16 protein-coding genes and 7 tRNA genes are annotated in these 14758 nt (G+C 72.6%); 13 read left to right on the plus strand and 10 right to left on the minus strand.

Translation table 11 applies throughout. From position 1 onward, the window contains the following. Nucleotides 1-108: 108 nt before the first annotated feature. Nucleotides 109-1344, plus strand: coding sequence for a uroporphyrinogen-III C-methyltransferase (gene cobA / locus IF655_RS26605; protein WP_199587670.1), 1236 nt, complete (start codon nucleotides 109-111; stop codon nucleotides 1342-1344). Between the two features lie 87 nt (nucleotides 1345-1431). Then, nucleotides 1432-2241: an RNA methyltransferase gene (locus IF655_RS26610; protein ID WP_199587671.1), complete on the plus strand. Its 810-nt coding sequence runs from the start codon at nucleotides 1432-1434 to the stop codon at nucleotides 2239-2241. A 28-nt stretch (nucleotides 2242-2269) separates the two neighbouring features. On the opposite strand, the gene IF655_RS26615 is transcribed toward IF655_RS26610, so the two are convergent. Beyond that, complete coding sequence (locus tag IF655_RS26615) at nucleotides 2270-3643, minus strand: serine/threonine-protein kinase (RefSeq protein WP_199587672.1); 1374 nt, start codon at nucleotides 3641-3643, stop codon at nucleotides 2270-2272. A 640-nt stretch (nucleotides 3644-4283) separates the two neighbouring features. Here IF655_RS26615 and IF655_RS26620 point away from each other — a divergent pair. The 3 genes from IF655_RS26620 (at nucleotide 4284) to IF655_RS26630 (ending at nucleotide 5993) form a co-directional block, all read left to right on the plus strand. After that, on the plus strand, nucleotides 4284-4460 hold the full coding sequence (locus IF655_RS26620; protein ID WP_199587673.1) for a hypothetical protein: 177 nt from the start codon (nucleotides 4284-4286) through the stop codon (nucleotides 4458-4460). A gap of 220 nt (nucleotides 4461-4680) precedes the next feature. After that, complete coding sequence (locus IF655_RS26625) at nucleotides 4681-5634, plus strand: aminoglycoside phosphotransferase family protein (RefSeq protein ID WP_307815072.1); 954 nt, start codon at nucleotides 4681-4683, stop codon at nucleotides 5632-5634. Nucleotides 5635-5714: 80 nt separating this feature from the next. Next, the gene (locus IF655_RS26630; protein WP_199587674.1) at nucleotides 5715-5993 is read left to right on the plus strand and encodes a zf-TFIIB domain-containing protein; all 279 of its coding nucleotides are present in this window, start codon (nucleotides 5715-5717) and stop codon (nucleotides 5991-5993) included. 53 nt (nucleotides 5994-6046) lie between these two features. On the opposite strand, the gene IF655_RS26635 is transcribed toward IF655_RS26630, so the two are convergent. From IF655_RS26635 to IF655_RS26655, 5 genes are all read right to left on the minus strand, one after another. Next, a tRNA-Val gene (locus IF655_RS26635) sits at nucleotides 6047-6118 on the minus strand. A 53-nt stretch (nucleotides 6119-6171) separates the two neighbouring features. Further along, nucleotides 6172-6243 (minus strand) — tRNA-Val (locus tag IF655_RS26640). 26 nt (nucleotides 6244-6269) lie between these two features. Further along, a tRNA-Val gene (locus IF655_RS26645) sits at nucleotides 6270-6341 on the minus strand. 1 nt (nucleotide 6342) lies between these two features. Next, nucleotides 6343-6416 (minus strand) — tRNA-Cys (locus IF655_RS26650). A 38-nt stretch (nucleotides 6417-6454) separates the two neighbouring features. Beyond that, a tRNA-Gly gene (locus IF655_RS26655) sits at nucleotides 6455-6527 on the minus strand. Nucleotides 6528-6755: 228 nt separating this feature from the next. Here IF655_RS26655 and IF655_RS26660 point away from each other — a divergent pair. The 3 genes from IF655_RS26660 (at nucleotide 6756) to IF655_RS26670 (ending at nucleotide 9508) form a co-directional block, all read left to right on the plus strand. Continuing rightward, entirely contained in the window at nucleotides 6756-7781 is a 1026-nt protein-coding gene (locus IF655_RS26660; RefSeq protein ID WP_199587705.1) for a chorismate-binding protein, read from the plus strand. Further along, a complete protein-coding gene (locus tag IF655_RS26665) occupies nucleotides 7778-8599 on the plus strand; it encodes an aminotransferase class IV (RefSeq protein ID WP_199587675.1) in 822 nt (273 codons plus the stop codon). The genes IF655_RS26660 and IF655_RS26665 overlap by 4 nt, the downstream gene beginning before the upstream one ends. 90 nt (nucleotides 8600-8689) lie before the next feature. Continuing rightward, nucleotides 8690-9508, plus strand: a complete 819-nt coding sequence (locus tag IF655_RS26670) for a GNAT family N-acetyltransferase (RefSeq protein ID WP_199587676.1) — start codon at nucleotides 8690-8692, stop codon at nucleotides 9506-9508. A 28-nt stretch (nucleotides 9509-9536) separates the two neighbouring features. Here the strand turns inward: IF655_RS26670 and IF655_RS26675 are convergent, their stop codons facing one another. Beyond that, nucleotides 9537-10058: a DsbA family protein gene (locus IF655_RS26675; protein ID WP_199587677.1), complete on the minus strand. Its 522-nt coding sequence runs from the start codon at nucleotides 10056-10058 to the stop codon at nucleotides 9537-9539. A gap of 253 nt (nucleotides 10059-10311) precedes the next feature. On the opposite strand from IF655_RS26675, the gene IF655_RS26680 reads away from it, so the two are divergent. After that, nucleotides 10312-10758, plus strand: a complete 447-nt coding sequence (locus IF655_RS26680; protein ID WP_199587678.1) for a hypothetical protein — start codon at nucleotides 10312-10314, stop codon at nucleotides 10756-10758. A gap of 176 nt (nucleotides 10759-10934) precedes the next feature. Then, a complete protein-coding gene (locus IF655_RS26685) occupies nucleotides 10935-11087 on the plus strand; it encodes a hypothetical protein (protein WP_199587679.1) in 153 nt (50 codons plus the stop codon). 100 nt (nucleotides 11088-11187) lie between these two features. Here IF655_RS26685 and IF655_RS26690 read toward each other — a convergent pair whose 3' ends face one another. Then, nucleotides 11188-11754, minus strand: coding sequence for a CGNR zinc finger domain-containing protein (locus IF655_RS26690; RefSeq protein ID WP_199587680.1), 567 nt, complete (start codon nucleotides 11752-11754; stop codon nucleotides 11188-11190). Between the two features lie 297 nt (nucleotides 11755-12051). Continuing rightward, the gene (locus IF655_RS26695; RefSeq protein WP_004002642.1) at nucleotides 12052-12465 is read right to left on the minus strand and encodes an SsgA family sporulation/cell division regulator; all 414 of its coding nucleotides are present in this window, start codon (nucleotides 12463-12465) and stop codon (nucleotides 12052-12054) included. A gap of 191 nt (nucleotides 12466-12656) precedes the next feature. On the opposite strand from IF655_RS26695, the gene IF655_RS26700 reads away from it, so the two are divergent. The 3 genes from IF655_RS26700 (at nucleotide 12657) to IF655_RS26710 (ending at nucleotide 13785) form a co-directional block, all read left to right on the plus strand. After that, nucleotides 12657-13097 (plus strand): TIGR02611 family protein, encoded by a 441-nt coding sequence (locus IF655_RS26700; RefSeq protein WP_199587681.1) that lies wholly within the window; start codon nucleotides 12657-12659, stop codon nucleotides 13095-13097. A gap of 47 nt (nucleotides 13098-13144) precedes the next feature. Next, nucleotides 13145-13216, plus strand: a tRNA-Val gene (locus tag IF655_RS26705). Between the two features lie 497 nt (nucleotides 13217-13713). Continuing rightward, nucleotides 13714-13785: transfer RNA gene (locus IF655_RS26710), tRNA-Val, on the plus strand. An 88-nt stretch (nucleotides 13786-13873) separates the two neighbouring features. On the opposite strand, the gene IF655_RS26715 is transcribed toward IF655_RS26710, so the two are convergent. Further along, the gene (locus IF655_RS26715) at nucleotides 13874-14599 is read right to left on the minus strand and encodes a 3'-5' exonuclease (RefSeq protein ID WP_199587682.1); all 726 of its coding nucleotides are present in this window, start codon (nucleotides 14597-14599) and stop codon (nucleotides 13874-13876) included. Between the last annotated feature and the right edge of the window lie 159 nt (nucleotides 14600-14758).

Here is a 14758-nt window from a genome sequence, read left to right on the forward strand (position 1 = left end):
CCGGACCGCCCGTGCCACGACCCGCCCCGGCGCCGTAAAATCCGCACGTCAGGGCCGCTCCGGAGCCGTAGCGCGCCGACCGCAGAGCTGGACGAGGAGCCGCACCTCATGGCCGAACACCCCGCCTACCCCGTAGGTCTCCGTCTGGGCGGCCGCCGCGTGGTCGTGCTCGGCGGCGGCCAGGTCGCCCAGCGCCGCCTCCCTGCGCTGATCGCGGCGGGCGCGGACGTCCTGCTGATCTCGCCCGGGGCGACGCCCTCCGTGGAGGCGATGGCGGACGCGGGCGAGATCACCTGGCAGCGGCGCCCCTACGCCGAGGGCGATCTGAACGGCGCCTGGTACGCCCTGATCGCCACCAGCGACCAGTTGGCCAACGCGACCGCCTCCGCCGAGGCCGAGCGCGAGCGCGTGTGGTGCGTACGCTCCGACGACGCCGACGCGGCCACCGCCTGGACCCCGGCCACCGGGACCAGCGAGGGCGTCACCGTCGCCGTCCTCACCACCACCGCGAGCAACCGCGACCCCCGGCACACCGCCGCCGTCCGCGACGCGGTCGTGGCCGGACTGCGCGACGGCACCCTCGTCGCCCCCCACCACCGCACCCGCACCCCCGGCGTCGCCCTGGTCGGCGGCGGACCCGGTGACCCGGACCTGATCACCGTGCGCGGGCGCCGCCTGCTCGCGGAGGCGGACGTGGTCATCGCGGACCGCCTCGGCCCGCGCGAGCTGCTCGCCGAACTCCCGCCGCACGTCGAGGTGATCGACGCGGCGAAGATCCCCTACGGCCGCTACATGGCGCAGGAGGCCATCAACAACGCCCTGATCGAGCACGCCAAGCAGGGCAGGTCCGTGGTGCGGCTCAAGGGCGGCGACCCCTTCGTCTTCGGCCGGGGCATGGAGGAGGTCCAGGCGCTCACCGAGGCGGGCATCCCCTGCACGGTCGTCCCCGGCATCACCAGCTCGGTCTCCGTGCCGGGCGCGGCCGGGATACCCGTCACGCACCGGGGCGTCGCCCACGAGTTCACCGTGGTCAGCGGGCATGTCGCCCCCGACGACGAGCGCTCCCTGGTCGACTGGCCCTCGCTCGCGAAGCTCACCGGCACGCTGGTGATCCTCATGGGCGTCGACAAGATGGACCGCATCGCCGAGACCCTCATCGCCCATGGCAAGTCCCCGGACACCCCGGTCGCCCTGGTCCAGGAGGGCACGACCGCCGCCCAGCGCCGGGTGGACGCGACGCTCGCGACGGTCGCGGAGACGGTACGGCGGGAAGCCGTGAAGCCGCCCGCGGTGATCGTGGTCGGCGACGTGGTCGCGGTGGGCCCGGCTACGCCGGACGCCTGAGACGCGTACGGCTCTCGCGGGCTTGTGGGCGCCCCCACCGTCCGTTTTCTTCTCTCCTCAGAACTCAGAACGAGGCAGCATCTTCCCGTGGCCGAACTCATCACCCTCACGGACCCCGACGACCCCCGCCTGCACGACTACACGAACCTGACCGACGTGGAACTGCGCCGCAGGCGCGAGCCCGCCGAGGGACTGTTCATCGCGGAGGGCGAGAAGGTCATCCGCCGGGCACGGGCGGCGGGCTACGACACGCGCTCCATGCTGCTCACCCCCAAGTGGGCCGAGGTGATGCGGGACGTCATCGACGAACTCCCCGCCCCCGTCTACTGCGTGAGCCCGGAACTGGCCGAGCGCGTCACCGGCTACCACGTCCACCGGGGCGCCCTCGCCTCCATGGGCCGCAAGCCCCTGCCGACGGCTGCCGAAGTCCTGGCTCCCGCCCGCCGCGTGGCCGTCTTCGAGGACATGGTCGACCACGCCAACCTGGGCGCCGCCTTCCGCAACGCGGCGGCGCTCGGCGTGGACGCGGTCCTCCTCACCCCCCGCTGCGCCGACCCCCTCTACCGGCGCGCGGTCAAGGTCTCCATGGGCGCCGTCTTCTCCGTCCCCTACGCCCGCTTCGACTCCTGGCCGCAGGACGCGGGCACGCTCCACGACGCGGGCTTCGTCATCGCCGCCCTCTGCCTGGGCCCGGACTCCATCACCCTGGACGAACTGGCCGCCGCGGACCACGAGAAGCTGGCCCTGATGCTCGGCACCGAGGGCGACGGTCTGTCCCGTGCCGCCATGAACGCCGCCGACAAACTGGTCCGCATCCCCATGTCGGCGGGCATCGACTCGCTGAACGTGGCAGCCGCGTCGGCGGTGGCGTTCTACGCGACCTGCCGGAAGCCGTAGAACCAGCCGGAGAACCCCGTCCGGCGCCCTACCTGGCGGCGGGCGAGGGACCGTCGGGCCGTGGCGTCGGGTCGTACGCCCGCTCCACCGGAACCCCGCCGCCTTCGGCGCCCGCCGTCGGCCGGACCTGCGTCCGGTGGGTGCCGTTGCCGCCGAGCCCCCGGGACGGACCCGTGCAGCCCTGCGCCAGGGCGATGCCGAGCGCCACGAGCAGCGTCACCACCACGAAGACGAACAGCCGCTGGCGCAGCAGCCGGGGATTGGCCGGGCGCAGCCGGGTGCCCGTCGTACGGGGCGCCGGGCGTCCCGCACCGCTGCGGGGACCCGTTGGGCGGCCGTTGCCCGTGGAGCGCGGGCGCGGCGCCGGGGTCGTACGGGACGCGCCGGGTCGCGAGCCGCCCCGCGAGGGGGTTCCGCCCCGGGCGGGGGTGGCGCCGCGCGGCAGCGGCGTACCCGAGGGGGAGGGGCGGCGCTGGGTCGTGCGCTGCTGGTCCGGATAGGTGTCCACCAGGCGCCCGGCACCCCGGTCGCCCTCCGCCGTGCGCGGCACGGGCGGGCGTACGTCGCCCAGTCCCTGTGCCTCGCGCGCCGCGATCTCCTTCAGGCGCAGGGAGAGCTGCAGCGTGCTCGGCCGGTCGTCCGGGTCCTTGGCCAGGCACGCGCGCACCAGCGGGGCCAGCGCGTCCGGCACGCCGTGCAACTGGGGCTCCTCGTGCACCACGCGGTACAGCATCACCTCGGAACTGCCGTGCCCGAAGGGCGAGTCACCGGTCGAGGCGTACGCCAGGGTCGCCCCCAGCGAGAACACGTCCGTCGCCGGGGTGACCACGGCACCGCGCACCTGCTCCGGCGCCAGGAAGCCGGGGGAGCCCACCGCCGTACCCACGTGCGTGAGCGTGGAGGCACCCGTGGCCCAGGCGATGCCGAAGTCGATGATCCGGGGACCCTTGGGGGACAGCAGGATGTTGGACGGCTTCAGGTCCCGGTGGACCACGCCCGCCTCATGGACGGCGACCAGTCCCTCCGACAGCGCCGCCCCGATCGCCGCAGCCTCGGCCGCGACCAGCGGACCCTCGTCGGCGACCTTGTCGTGCAGGGAGGGTCCGGGCACGTACTGCGTCGCGAACCACGGGCGCTCCGCCTCCAGGTCCGCCGCCACCAGCCGCGCCGTACAGCCGCCCCGGATGCGCCGGGCCGCCGACACCTCCCGCGCGAACCGCGACCGGAACTCCTGGTCCTCGGCCAGGTCCGGGCGGATCACCTTCAGCGCGACCCGCTGCCCCTTCTTGTCGGAGCCGAGGTAGACCACGCCCATCCCGCCCGCGCCGAGCCGTCGGTGAAGCCTGAACGAGCCGACGACGCGCGGGTCCTCGCGCCTCAGGCGCATCATCGCCATGTTCATCCCCGCTGCCCGGTCCCTGTGACGGGCCCAGCTTACGTTTCCACGGCCGCCCGCGCGCAGAGGCCGCGCCCTCCGGTACCGACGGATTGCGCGGACGGCCACACGGGGTGAAGCCCGGTCAGCAGACGGTCAATTGCAGCCCTGTTGAGCGTCGGAGGATGTCAACAAGTCGATCAAGCAAGGGGGTTGAGGTCCGCCCAGCAGCCCGTCGACGGCGAGAACACCCCGCGCGCCCGACCGGCATCCACACGTCCGTCACCGCGCCCGCCGCCCCGCGCCCGGACGTCACAGGTCACCGCGAGGAGGTCAAAGTGACTGAAGTCATACGTATCCACCCGTGGGTGGAGAGCGACCCGTGCGGCGCCCTTCCGGGGCGTGCCACGGGCGACCCCTCCGGGAAGACCCCGAGAAGCGGAGCGAGGTCTCCACCCAGGGGAGTACTCCGCGCGGAAGGGCTCATCCTCCGGGAGGCCCGCCATTCGATACGAGGGCATGACGCCCGGGACACCGCCCCGCGCCTACATTTGAGGTCAAGCGGCGGGTGCGGTACTCGTCCCCCGAGGTCACACACCCGCCGCTCTTCACGAAGCGCGACAACACAAGAACCACCGAGCACGACCAGGGAAAGCCTGGAGGGATCATGGCCCACACGGCACCGAGGCGCACCACGCCCGGCACCCGCCGCACCGGCCGCCGCCACCCCGCGGTGGCGACCCTCATGGCGCTCCCCCTGGCACTGCTCCTCCTGCTCGTCTTCGACGGGTGGGAGACGGTGGCCACACAGGCGTCGTCCGTGGGTGCGATGCTGGGGCGCTGAGAGGCGCTCCAGACCCGGAAGAGCGGTCCGGGGCACATCCATCCATCCTTGAAACCCCGTGGGGACGGGGGTGCGGCGGACGGCACGAATGCCGGCGTAGCTGGGGAGCTACGCCGGCATTGCGCTGTCCACGGGGACTTCACGCAGGCTGTCGCCGCCCGTCGCCCGTACCGCCCGTACCCTCGCCGCACAGCCCATCAGCCCCGAGGCACCCGTGACCGTGACCCCAGACGCCCTGACCGCCCGACTGACCGCCACCGCGCACCCCGGTCCGGCGACCCCCTGCCCCTGTCCCACCGGACTCCTCGCCGACCGCCCCGACGCCACCGTCCTCCGGCACGGCGGCACCGTCGCCAAGGCTCACGCCCCCGGCACCGACCCGGAGGCACTCGCCCGGCGCCTGGCGGTGGCCGCCCGTCTCCCGGAGATCCTGCTCGCCCCGCTCGGGACCACCCCCGAGACCATGGACGACCGCCTCGTCACGTACTGGCCGCACGGCACCCCCGTCGACCGCGACGACCCCGACGCCGCCCCCTGGGAAGCCGCCGCCACCCTTCTCGCCCGCCTCCACCGCACGCCGCTGGACAGCCCGCTGCCCCCGATGCGCGGCCCGGCCAAGGCAGCCGCCGCCATCACCCGGCTGAAGAAGGCGCTGGAGTCCGCCCCCTGCCCCGACGCGGCACCGGTGCTGCGGGCGTGGACCGCGCTGCCCGGCTGGGCCCGTGGCGAGGAACCCGCGCCCGGCGTCCCGGCGCTCTGCCACGGTGATCTGCATCTCGGTCAGCTCGTCCGCCACCCCGCCCCGGACGGCGCCTGGCGGCTGATCGACGTGGACGACCTCGGCACCGGCATCCCCGCCTGGGACCTCGCCCGCCCCGCCGCCTGGTACGCCTGCGGACTCCTGCCGCCCGAGGAGTGGATTCGCTTCCTGGACGCCTACCGCGCCGCCGACGGACCCGCCGTACCGCCAGACGGCGACCCCTGGCCCGTGCTCGACGTGCCCGCCCGCGCCCTCACCGTGCAGACCGCCGCCCTCGCGCTCACCAAGGCGCTCGCCGCGGGCCGTTCGCCGGACGAGGTCGAGCAGGCGGTGGTCGACGCCTGCGCCCGGATGACCGCCCCCGCCCAACGAGCGCCGGACCCCGACCGGTTGAGCTGCGATTTTCCCGAATAGGCTGCAACCGCCCGGGGCAGGACGGAGTCTGTCCTGGGGAAACACCAAGCAGGACCCTACGGCGAGGAGTTGAGCCGACCATGCAGTGCCCGAAGTGTCACGCGCCCATGCGCACCTACAACCGCAACGGCATCCAGATCGAGCAGTGCGACGGCTGCCGCGGCATCTTCCTGGACTACGGCGAGCTGGAGGCGCTCACCCGCGTGGAGTCCCAGTGGGCGCAGCCCCCGGCCCCGCAGGCGTACCCGGCAGCCCCGCCCGCCCCCGCCTGGGGCGCCCCGCACGGCGGCGGTCACGGCGGTCACTACGGCGGCCACCACCGCCACAAGAGCTTCGGCCACATGCTGTTCTCGAGCTGATCCGGGCAGCAAAGAGCCCCGGCCGTACGAGACGGCCGGGGCTCTTCGGTGGGTGGACGATACTGGGATTGAACCAGTGACCTCTTCCGTGTCAGGGAAGCGCTCTCCCGCTGAGCTAATCGTCCTCGGGACCACGATCACTCGATGTCACTCCATGGAGCGGATCGTGGGCACTGCGTGCGCGATACTGGGATTGAACCAGTGACCTCTTCCGTGTCAGGGAAGCGCTCTCCCGCTGAGCTAATCGCGCGGGATCGGATCTTCGAGAAGATCCAGTGGACGATACTGGGATTGAACCAGTGACCTCTTCCGTGTCAGGGAAGCGCTCTCCCGCTGAGCTAATCGTCCTTGGAGGTGGAGACGGGATTTGAACCCGTGTAGACGGCTTTGCAGGCCGTTGCCTCGCCTCTCGGCCACTCCACCAGGAGTGTAGGGGATCGGGAAGACCCCTGTTTCCTGCGAGCGGACGACGAGGCTCGAACTCGCGACCTCAACCTTGGCAAGGTTGCGCTCTACCAACTGAGCTACGTCCGCTTGTCGTTTCGGTCCGCTTCCGCGTCCCGGCGACGTGTTGAACTTTAGCGGATTACTCGGCCAGTACAAAAACGCGTTTGCGCAGCGTGCTGCGGTGCACCTCGCGAACGGCACGGTCACGGCCGTCCCGGAGGTCCCCGCGGACATCGCCGGACCATCGCCGGACCGCCCCCGCAGAGCCCGCCTAGACTCGGCCACGTGCCTCACCTTCCTCCCGTTCTCCCCCCTATGGCCCGCTTCGGCGACCGCCTCGCCACCGGACTGCTGGACGTCACGGGCGACCCCGCCGCGCTGGACTCCGAGGGCTTCTGGGCCGTCGTCGCGGACTTCGAGGGCGGTCTGACCTGCGCCCGCTTCGCGCACGTACGGGAGGAGCCGGTGCCCGCCCCGCGCCCCGGCGCCTGGCGCGGACCCGCGCGGGACGCCTGGACCTCCTCCCTCGACCGCGCCGCCTACACCGCCGCCGTCCGCCGCGTCCGCGAGCACATCGCCGCCGGCGACGTCTACCAGGCCAACCTCTGCCGCGTGCTCAGCGCGCCCCTCGCCCCCGGCGCCGACGTGGACGCCCTCACCGCCCTCCTCGCCCGCGGCAACCCCGCCCCGCACGGAGGAACGATCCGGCTCCCGGAGCACGGGGTGGAGATCGCCACCGCCTCGCCCGAGCTGTTCCTGCGCCGCGCCGGGAGCGTCGTCGAGTCCGGACCCATCAAGGGCACCGGGCGCACCGAGGCCGACCTCCTGGAGAAGGACCACGCCGAGAACGTGATGATCGTGGACCTGGTCCGCAACGACATCGGCCGCGTCTGCGCCACCGGCACCGTCACCGTCCCCGACCTGTGCGCGGTGGAGAAGCACCCCGGGCTCGTCCACCTGGTCTCCACCGTCCGGGGCGAACTGCGCCCCGGCGCGGGCTGGCCCGAGCTGCTCGACGCCGCCTTCCCGCCCGGCTCGGTCACCGGCGCCCCCAAGACCAGCGCCCTGCGGATCATCGAGGAACTCGAACCCGCCCCGCGCGGTCCCTACTGCGGCGCCGTCGGCTGGGTCGACGCCGACCGGGGCACCGCCGAGCTGGCCGTCGGCATCCGCACCTTCTGGATCGACCGCGCCGCCGGAGCCCTCCGCTTCGGCGCGGGCGCCGGGATCACCTGGGGGTCCGACCCCGAGGGGGAGTGGCGCGAGACCGAACTGAAGGCATCCCGGCTGCTCGCGATAGCGTCGGGGGAGTACCAGGAAAGTGGAGAGGCACTCACATGAGGATCTGGCTGGACGGCGCACTGTGTGACGCCGATTCCGCGCGCGTCTCGGTCTTCGACCACGGGCTCACCGTGGGCGACGGCATCTTCGAGACCGTCAAGGCGGTCGACGGACGCCCCTTCGCGCTCACCCGCCACCTCGACCGGCTCACCCGCTCCGCCCGGGGTCTCGGGCTGCCCGACCCCGACCACGACGAGCTGCACCGCGCCTGCGCGGCCGTCCTCGACGCCAACCCCATGCCGCTCGGCCGGCTGCGCATCACCTACACCGGCGGTCACGGACCGCTCGGCTCCGACCGCGGCGAGCACGGTCCCACCCTGCTCGTCGCCCTCGGCGAGACCACCCGCCGCCCCGACTCCACCGCCGTGATCACCGTCCCCTGGACCCGCAACGAACGCGGCGCGCTCAGCGGTCTGAAGACCACCTCGTACGCCGAGAACGTCGTCGCCCTTGCCCGCGCCCACGAACAGGGCGCGTCCGAGGCGCTGTTCGCCAACACGGTCGGACAGCTCTGCGAGGGCACCGGCTCCAACGTCTTCGTCGTCCTCGACGGCGAGATCCACACCCCGCCGGTCGCCTCCGGCTGCCTCGCGGGCATCACCCGCGCCCTCACCGTGGAGTGGACCGGCGCTAAGGAGACCGACCTCCCGCTGGACGTCCTGGAGCGCGCCGAGGAGATCTTCCTGACCTCCACCCTGCGCGACGTCCAGGCCGTGCACCGCGTCGACGACCGCGAACTCCCCGGCGCCCCGGGCCCGGTGACCGCCAAGGCGATGCGGATCTTCGAGGAGCGGTCCCGGCAGGACCTCAACCCCTGAGCGGGGCAAGGCAGTCGGCAAGGGGTCGGTGGCGGAGCCGGTCGAGAATACGGCTGAGGCGGGGACCCCGGAGCGGGTAGAACTCCGTTGATGACGACGACCCTGCGGCCGGCCGAGCCGCTCCAGCAGCACCCCGACGGAACCCGTTCACGCCGCTACGAGGTGTGCGTGAACGGACGCCCCGTCGGCGAGATCCGCCTCGCCACGGTGATCGGGACCATCGTGGCCCGCATCACCGACCTGCGCGTCGAGGAGCCCGACCGGCGGCGCGGCCGGGCCACGGTCGCCGCGCTCGCGGCCGAGGAGGTCGCGCGGGGCTGGGGCTGCCACCGGATCGACACGGTGGTCCCCGCCGGGGACGCGCGCGCCCTGCGCCTGGCCCGGACCCTCGGGTACGCCCCGAGCGCCCGCGCCATGCGGAAACGCCTCGGCGACGTGCCCCCGGAACTGCCCGAGGGCACCCGCGGACGCCCCATGACCGAGGCGGAGTTCGAGGACTGGCTGGTGCGGGGGAGGGAGACCTACGCATGCACGCTGACCGCCCTCGGTCTCTCCGAGGAGGAGGCGCGGACCCAGTCCCTCCACGACCACGAGACCCGCCTCGGACAGGGACTGGCCACGGAAGGGACGCGCTTCAGCGTCCTCGAACACGAGGGCACGCCCGTGGGCACCATCTGGGTCGGCCGCGCCGACGACGCGCCCTGGGTCTACGACGTCGGAACCGACGAGGCGCACCGCGGCCGGGGTCACGGCCGCTCCCTGATGCTCCTCGCCGAGGCGCAGACCATCGCGGACGGCGAGCGCACCCTGGCCCTCAACGTCCGCGCGGGCAATACCCCGGCGGAGCGGCTGTACGCGTCACTGGGCTACGAGACGACGCGCCACGTCCTCGCCAAACCGCTGCTCTGACGCCCCGCGGCGAGAGCCGGGCGCGGCGTCAGCCCTGCTCGGCCAGCAGCCGGTCCGCGATCTCCTCGATCCGCCCGCGCAGCCCCTCCTGGCTCTTGCCGCCGTCCAGGCGCTCCCCGCCGATGACATAGGTCGGGGTGCCGGTGACCCCGATCGCCTTGCCCTCGGCCTGGTCCGCGTCCACGATCAGGATGTGCCGCCCGTCGATCAGCGCGGTGTCGAACTCCTCGGCGTCCAGACCGAGTTCACGCGCGACCTCGACCAGCAGGTCCTCGCCCCCGCGGTCCAGCTCCTCGACCCGCCCCAGCACCGCCTCGATGTACGGCCAGCCCTGCCCCTGCTCCACAGCCTCCTCGGCGGCCTGCGCGGCGGCGAAGGCGTGCTTGTGCTTCTCCAGCGGGAAGTGCCGCAGCCGCACGTCGATCCGGTCGCCGTAGCGGGCGCGCAGGGCGCGGACGTCGTCCAGGGCGGTACGGCAGTCGGGGCACTGGAGCTCGCACCAGACATCGAGGACGACGGGCTCGACGGATGCGGGGGAGGAGTCGTTCATACGCCCAGTCTTCCAGGCCGCCGTCGGCTGCCCCAATCCGGTGGGAAGGCTCCCGGCACCCCGGACCTCGACCATCCGGGACCCCCACCCCGAGAGATCTCCGGTTCCGACCCCGAGATCTCCCTGATGTGGGGGGGCGGGGCATGGCATCTCGGGGAGGGGGCGGTGCAGGATGGAAGGGACGAAGCGCACCGAGCGCCTCGTGCCACCGTCACGCCGGCACCCTGTCGGCCGGGCCCGTCTGGAGGATCGGATGCTTGCCGAGACCATCTGCTCCGCCGTGTCCGCGGCGGGCCTGGGTATCGCCGCGGTCACCGCCTACCGCAAGCGCTTCCTGACAGCCGCCCGCGTCGTGGCCTACTCGCTGGTGCCGGTCGGTCTGGTGATGACCGGCGTCGTGGGCTGGCTCGCCCGTACGGCCTTCGACCCCCTCGCCTGGGCGGGCTTCGGGGTGCTGGCGCTGTCCGTGGTGCTCTTCCTGCTCACCCGCGCGGTCGAGCGCAGGCGCGACCGCGGGAAGGGCGCGATACGCGGCGGCGACGCCGACCCGGTGGCGCCCGCCGCCTCGGCGCCCTCCCTCGGCCGGGGCAGCGCCCGCGCGTCCCGCCCCGCCGCTCCGCCCGCGACCACCGGCTCCGGGTCCGGCTCCGGCGACGACTTCAGCGACATCGAGGCCATCCTCAAGAAGCACGGCATATGACCCGGCTGCCCTGACGGACCCTGACGGAGCGAGGCGTCACAGGCCGCCGCGGTACGTCCGAAAACGTTCACGACACGGAGCGAGCCGAACGAATCGGTGCGAATTCCGCAGACTCCCGCGCTTTACAGGTGTCTTGATCGCGTACAGGGCCCCCGGTGGTCCATCATCACCGCGAGATGGTGGATACGACACAGAGCGAGGCCCCGCCGCAGGAGGACGAGCCGCGCGGGTGCCTCTTCGCCCTTTCCCAGCCACCGCTGATGATCTTCCTAGCGGTGATCGGGTGTCTGATCCTCATGGCGGCGCTGCACGACCTGCTGTTGCTGTGAGCCGTACACGTCCGTCCCGGCGTCACCCGCCGGGACCGGCGTCGGTCCGAGTCCGAACCCCGTCCGTCCCCGCGCCCCGTCCGTCCGGGCGCCCTCAGCCTCAGCCCGCCGACTCCGACTCCTTGCGCCGCGCCCGGTACGCGGCCACGTGCAGCCGGTTCCCGCACGTACGGCTGTCGCAGTAGCGGCGCGAGCGATTGCGGGACAGGTCCACGAAGGCACGTCGGCAGTCCGGCGCCTCGCAGCGCCGCAGCCGCTCCCGCTCCCCGGCCACCACGAAGAAGGCGAGCGCCATCCCGCAGTCGGCCGCGAGATGGTCGGCCAGCGACGCCCCGGGGGCGAAGTAGTGCACATGCCAGTCGTAGCCGTCGTGGTCCGTCAGGCGCGGGGTGGTGCCCGCGGCGGCGACCAGCTCGTTGATCAGTCCCGCGGCGGCGCGGGCGTCCGGCGCCGCGAAGATCCGCGCGAACCGGCTCCGCACCTTGCGCACCGCCGACAGGTCGAACTCGGACAGCACGCCCACGTCACTGACCGCGTGGCCGCGCACGAACACGGCGAGCGCCTCGAGGTCCGGCAGCCCGTCCGCCGCCGTGTCGTCCTCCGGCGCGGTGTTCACCAGATCCACCACGGTGTTGAGGGCGCACCGGGTGTCGTGGGTGATCAGCACGTTTCGCTCCCTGGCCTGGGGGTCGGGCGGACGCCCGCCGATGCTGGCCGATGGTAGCGACAACCGCGCCCACCGCACCGGGCTCGCTCCGGGTGACTGCCCTCCGGCAACGCCCCGCCCGCCGCCCTGGTTCCCGGACCGCGCGGAAAGCCCGCGGGCGAGAGGCGCGCGGACATGGCTCGGCGCCGTCACCGCATGTGTGCACGGTGACGGCGCCGAGCCTGCCGGTATACGGCGGTGCGGGCCCGAGCCGTCTCCCCGAGTGGACGGCGCCGGGCGTCTTGGACGGGCGGCGGCCTAGCTCTCCGCCAGGATGTGGGAGAGCTCCTGATCCAGATCGAAGTGCCGGTGCTCCGTGCCGGGCGGCACGGCGGCGTCGGTCCGCTTCAGGAAGGACTCCAGGGCCCGTGCGGGGGCCTCCAGCAGAGCCTCGCCCTCGGGAGAGCTGAGGGCGATGCACACGACGCCCTGGCCATGACTGCGCGATGGCCAGACGCGGACGTCGCCGGTGCCGGTGGGCCGGTGCAGCCCCTCGGCGAGGAGGTCGCGGGCGAACACCCACTCGACGGTCTCCTCGGCTCCGGTGTGGAAGGTGGCGTGCACGGCGTAGGGGTCGGCCGTGTCGTACCGCAGGCCTGCGGGGACAGGCAGGGAGGACTCGCTCGACACAACGAGGCGCAGGTGCAGCTCGCAGCTGACCGTGGTGTTCATAAGCGCCAGGGCCTTTCGCTCAGTGTGCGCTCGGGGATTCGCACGTCGGCGAAATCGACATGCCACCTACGGTGCCGTTGTAAACCCCTCTGGGGGTTTTGCATGAGTTTCCGTACCTCTTACGGCCGAGAACTTGTGCGACATCTGCCACCATTCCGGTGACTGGAAACACTCGGGTAGGGTTCGACGGTATGAATACGGGGAGTGACGATCTGGGTGAGGTTGTCGTGGCGGACCGGACGGGAGCGGACGAGGAGCGCCCTGAGCAGGGGCTCGGCTCCCGTGCGCCCGCGTTCATCAAGCAGCGCCGCGCCCTCCATCTGAGCTGGCAGGTCGGCGTCTTCCTCGTCGGACTCGCGGTCGTCGCCGCCGGTGTCGTCATGCTCCCGCTGCCCGGTCCCGGCTGGGCGGTGATCTTCGGCGGCATGATGATCTGGGCCACCGAGTTCGTCTGGGCGCAGCTCGTCCTGCGCTGGACGAAGCGCAAGGTCACCGCGGCGGCACAGCGCGCCCTCGACCCCCGCGTACGCCGCCGCAACATCACCCTGACCGTGATCGGGCTGGTGATCGTCGGCGTGCTCGCCGTGATCTACGTCCGGCAGTTCGGCTTCGTGGCGCCCTGGAAGATCTAGGCGGTCGGAACCACCCGCTGACATGCGGTAATGTTCTCTCTGCGCCCGGGCGATTAGCTCAGTGGGAGAGCGCTTCGTTCACACCGAAGAGGTCACTGGTTCGAACCCAGTATCGCCCACCCGGACCGACGGCCCATCCGCTTGCGAGCGGATGGGCCGTCGGCATATGCGCTACGCTCCGCAGCCGCCGCCCGCCGGGGACACCCGTCAAGACCGACTTCCGGACGGACCGCCCCACGCGCCCCGAAGCACCCCATTCAGGCCGCCCCCGGAAATACCCCCGGACCCTATTGCTCGACCGCGCCCCCGCAATTCCCATTGCGCCCGCATTTCCACGGCACTCCGCACCGCACCGGAATTCCGGAATCCTCAAGTCCTGTGTTCCGACAGGTCATATGAGTACAAGTCACTTCATGGGAAGCGGACGCGCAATGCCGAACCCGCGCCGGGCGCGCACACCGCGCGGGACCGGGGCGGGACCACTGCGACCCCACCGGCACCCGACGCGCACCCCCGCCCCGGGCGCCCACCCGCACCCGGGCAGCCCCGACCGGCACCCCGTACCGAGGCGGTTTGGAGGAACCCCGCCGAGACCTGTATTGTTCAGTGCGTTCCCGGGCGATTAGCTCAGTGGGAGAGCGCTTCGTTCACACCGAAGAGGTCACTGGTTCGAACCCAGTATCGCCCACCCGGACCGACGGCCCATCTGCTCACCAGCAGGTGGGCCGTCGTCGTACGCCCACGCGGCACACCCACGCGCCACCGACCCGCACCCGCTACGCCGCCGCCGACAGCTCCGCCCGCAGCGGCCACTCCGTGCTCACCGTCTCCGGCGAACCACTGCGCGCGAACCACGCCTGCAGCCCCCGCGCCTGCGCCGCGTGCCAGCCGACCTGCAACGCGTGCAGCTCCGCCGGGGACAGCCGCTCCAGGCGCGCCGAGAACCGCCGCCCCACCGCCCGTACGACGTCCAGCGCCGCCAGCGCGTCCGCCGCCGCGTCGTGCGCGTCGTTCAGCGCCACGCCGTAGTGCTCGCACAGGTCCGTCAGCGTGCGGCGGCCCTTGCGGTAGCGGTCCAACTGCTTGTCCAGGACCCGGGGATCCAGCACCCGCAGCGGCGCCCCCTCGAACCAGCGGTCCAGCGACGACGCCCGGTGCCGCCGCAACTCCCGGTCCAGCAGCGTCAGATCGAACGGCGCGTTCATCACCACCAACGGCCGCCCCATCGCCGTGTGCTCGGCCAGTTGCTGGGCTATCTCGTACATCACCGGCGCCGGCCAGCGGCCGTTGCGCTGGAGGTGCTCCTCCGTCAACCCGTGCACCGCCGTCGCCTCCTCGGGCACCGGCACCCCCGGATTCACCAGCCACCGGCTCACCCGCGGCCGCGTACCCGGCGCGTCCTGCACCACGACGGCGGCCGACACGATCCGGTCGCCCTCGACGTCCACACCCGTCGTCTCCGTGTCGAAGGCGGCCAGGGCCCCTTCGTACCAGCAAGTCATCCCAACCCAACTCCTCGTTCACCCACGACAGATGACATGCCGTCTTCTGCCCGTTTGGTGATACCCGGGCTGTTTGCGCCGTACGCCGGGCGGAGACAACAGGAGTACGGGTCTTTGCAGTTCAGCGGCCCGAGACGGGGAAACCCTTGGCTGGGAAGG

The sequence above is a fragment of the Streptomyces sp. DSM 110735 genome, assembly GCF_016482685.1.
GTDB lineage: Bacteria > Actinomycetota > Actinomycetes > Streptomycetales > Streptomycetaceae > Streptomyces.